Annotated in this window: 4 protein-coding genes; all 4 read right to left on the reverse strand. The window is 70.6% G+C overall.

Annotated features, from left to right (window positions below; genetic code table 11):
* Positions 1 to 87: 87 nt before the first annotated feature.
* The 4 genes from WBL05_RS08995 to WBL05_RS09010 all read right to left on the reverse strand — a co-directional run bounded on the left by WBL05_RS08995 (position 88) and on the right by WBL05_RS09010 (position 2935).
* The gene (locus tag WBL05_RS08995) at positions 88 to 576 is read right to left on the reverse strand and encodes an NUDIX hydrolase (protein ID WP_424225351.1); all 489 of its coding nucleotides are present in this window, start codon (positions 574 to 576) and stop codon (positions 88 to 90) included.
* 4 nt (positions 577 to 580) lie between these two features.
* Positions 581 to 1345 carry an SDR family NAD(P)-dependent oxidoreductase gene (locus tag WBL05_RS09000; protein ID WP_424225352.1) on the reverse strand — a complete coding sequence of 255 codons (765 nt, stop codon included), beginning with the start codon at positions 1343 to 1345 and terminating at the stop codon, positions 581 to 583.
* A gap of 73 nt (positions 1346 to 1418) precedes the next feature.
* A complete protein-coding gene (tsaD, locus tag WBL05_RS09005; protein ID WP_424225353.1) occupies positions 1419 to 2462 on the reverse strand; it encodes a tRNA (adenosine(37)-N6)-threonylcarbamoyltransferase complex transferase subunit TsaD in 1044 nt (347 codons plus the stop codon).
* Positions 2459 to 2935 carry a GNAT family N-acetyltransferase gene (locus WBL05_RS09010; protein ID WP_424225354.1) on the reverse strand — a complete coding sequence of 159 codons (477 nt, stop codon included), beginning with the start codon at positions 2933 to 2935 and terminating at the stop codon, positions 2459 to 2461. Before WBL05_RS09010 ends, tsaD begins: the two co-directional genes overlap by 4 nt.
* Positions 2936 to 2992: the final 57 nt, after the last annotated feature.

A 2992-nucleotide genomic window follows, 5' to 3' on the forward strand; every position in this document is an offset into this window, starting at 1 on the left:
CCGGGTCGGGTTCGTCGGTGGCCGCGGTCAGCGCGGCCCGCCCTTCGTCGGTGAGCAGCGGATGCGCCGGTGGCCGGGCGCCGACGGTCATCGCACCGTCCCGGTGCAGCCGAGGGGCCGGCCGTCGGCGTACGGGATGACCAGGTGGAACTGCTCGACCGCGTCGTCGAAGACGTGCGGGAGGAAGAACCGGTCGCCCTCCCACATCGGCAGCTCGGCCAGCCGGGTGATCGGCTGCCAGACCAAGGGGCCCTCAGCGTTGTGGTCGGGCACCCGGCCCGACCAGGCGTCCACCACGAAGATGAAACCCAGCACGTCGGTGCCGTCGGAACCGAACCCCGGCCAGCTGACGGTGCCGCGCAGCCGCATCGACGCCACCTCGATGCCGGCCTCCTCGCGCAGCTCCCGGGCCATCCCCGACCACACGTCCTCATCGCGTTCGAGCTTGCCACCAAGCCCGTTCCACTTGCCGAGCTGCTCGTCGTCCGATCGCCCGATGCGGTGCACCATCAGCACCTGCCTCCGGTCGGGCGACAGGACGAAGCCGAGCGTGGTCAGTGCCGGGGTGTAGCGCACGGGCTCACACGCAGGTGTAGCCGCCGTCGACGACCACCGAGATGCCGGTCACGTAACCGGAGTCGCGGGAGGCCAGGAAGAGCAGCGCGCTGTTCAGCTCACCGGCCTTGCCGTAGCGGCCCAACGGGACCGTCTGCTTGAGGTGGTTCTGGAACTGCGGGGTGTTCAACGAGTCGACGGTCAGCTCGGTCTCGAAGTAGCCGGGGCAGATGCAGTTGACCGTGACGTGGGCCTTCGCCCATTCGGCGGCCAACGCCCGGGTCAGGTTGATGACCCCGCCCTTGGCGGCGTGGTAGGCCGAGCTGGGCAGCGCGGTGTTGCCGACCAGCCCGTACATCGAGGCAATGTTGATCACCCGGCCGAACTCGGAGTGCTGGATCAGCCCGTTCATGAACTCGCGGGTCACCCGGAAGGTGGCGGTCAGGTCCACGGCGATGTCGGCGTTCCACTGCTCATCGGTCATGTCCAGCGCCGGCACCACACCGCCGGTGCCGGCGTTGTTGACCAGGATGTCGGCGCGGCCGTAGGTCTCGCCGACCGTCGTGACTGCTCGCTGCACGTCGGTCAGGTTGGTCACGTCGCACGGCACCGTCAGCACCTTGACGCCGAACTCCTCGCGCAGCTCCTCGGCGACGGCGTCGAGCTTCTCCTTGCGCCGGGCGATCAGCGCCAGGTCTGCGCCGTGGCCGGCAAGTGCCCTGGCGAACTGGACGCCAAGGCCGCTCGAGCCGCCGGTGATCACGGCCACCAGACCGCTGAAGTTGAACATGCAGGGCTCCTTCGCTCGGTGCGGGGCAGGTGCGGTCAGCCTATTGCCCGCCGCGTCCGGCCAGCCGCCGGGGTCAGGCGAGCACCTGCTCGACCGGCATCCCGGAGTCCGCCGAGATGGTGAGCGAACTGGGCGGCCGTCCGGCCCGCACCACCTGGGCGCCCAGCACCGCGATCATCGCTCCGTTGTCGGTGCACAGGCCCGGCCGCGGCCGGCGCAGCTCGATCCGGGCCGCCGCGGCGCGTTCGGCCATCAGGGTCCGCAGCCGCGAGTTGGCGGCCACACCGCCACCCAGTACCAGGTGCTGCACCCCGAAGTGCTGTGCGGCGTCGACCGACTTGGCGGTCAGCACGTCGGCGACGGCCTCCTGGAAGCTGGCCGACACGTCCGGCACGTCGACCGGTTCGCCATCGAGTTCGCGCTGCTCGACGTAGCGGGCGACCGCGGTCTTCAGGCCCGAGAAGGAGTAGTCGAAGCGGTGCCGCTCCAGGTCGTGTCGGGCGGTCAGGCCGCGCGGGAAGGTGATCGCCCTCGGGTTGCCGGTCTGCGCATGCTGGTCGATCACCGGCCCACCGGGGTAACCCAGCCCAAGCAGCCGGGCCACCTTGTCGTAGGCCTCGCCGGCGGCGTCGTCGATGGTGGTGCCCACCTCGACGATGTCGCCGGTGATGTCGCGGACCAGCAGCAGCTGGGTGTGGCCACCGGACACCAGCAGCGCCAGCACGGGTTCGGGCAGCGGGCCGTGGTCGAGGATGTCCACCGCCACGTGACCGACCAGGTGGTTGAGCCCGTACAGCGGTTTGCCCAGCGCGGACGCCAGCGCCTTCGCCGAGGCCAGCCCGACCACCAAGGAACCCATCAGCCCGGGCCCGGCGGTGACCGCGATCGCGTCCACCTGGGCGAGGTCGATGTCAGCGGTGGCCAGCGCGCGCGTCAGGGTCGGCGTCATGGCCTCCAGGTGCGCGCGGGAGGCCACCTCGGGCACCACCCCGCCGAACCGGGCGTGCGCGGCCACCGAACTGGCGACCTCGTTGGCCAGCAGCTCATTGCCGCGGACGATGCCGACGCTGGTCTCATCACAGCTCGACTCGATGCCCAGTACCAGTGGGCCGCTCATGCCAGCCACCGGTCCGGTTCCGCAATCCGGTGCTGCGCCAGTCGGCACTCCATCACGATCGCGTGCCGTCCCGATCCGTAGTAGTCGGTGCGGCGGGCAATCGGGTGGAAGCCGGCCGCGTCGTACAGCGACAGCCCGCGGGAGTTGTCGTGCCGCACCTCCAGCAGCATGCGTTCGGCGCCCGCGGCGTCCGCCCACTCCATGCCGACCTGGACCAGCCTGCGGGCGATCCCGCGGCCCTGTCGGTCGGGACGCACCACGACGCGCAGCAGTTCGGCGGTCTGGTCGACCACGCTGAAGCAGGCCACCGCGACGACCTCGTCGTCCTCGCGGTTGACCAGCACCAGGCGGTCGTCGGCGTTCAGTTCGGACGCCCAGGAGGTGCCGCTCCACCGCTCCTTCGCCGAGAAACCGCTGTGTTCCAGGCTGAGCAGTGCGGGCAGGTCTTCGTACCTGGCAGTTGCGATGATCATCGGACCTCCGGTCGCGAGGGCAGCCGCAGGCGGCCTGCGGTCAGCGCGGATTTGCGG

The organism is Brooklawnia sp. (assembly GCF_049651565.1).
Taxonomy (GTDB): domain Bacteria; phylum Actinomycetota; class Actinomycetes; order Propionibacteriales; family Propionibacteriaceae; genus Brooklawnia.

What these genes read in the sequence shown, in the direction of transcription:
- WBL05_RS09000 (WP_424225352.1), bottom strand. Translation starts at nt 1,345, where the DNA reads ATGTTCAACTTCAGCGGTCTGGTGGCCGTGATCACCGGCGGCTCGAGC.
- tsaD (WP_424225353.1), bottom strand. Translation starts at nt 2,462, where the DNA reads ATGAGCGGCCCACTGGTACTGGGCATCGAGTCGAGCTGTGATGAGACC.
- WBL05_RS09010 (WP_424225354.1), bottom strand. Translation starts at nt 2,935, where the DNA reads ATGATCATCGCAACTGCCAGGTACGAAGACCTGCCCGCACTGCTCAGC.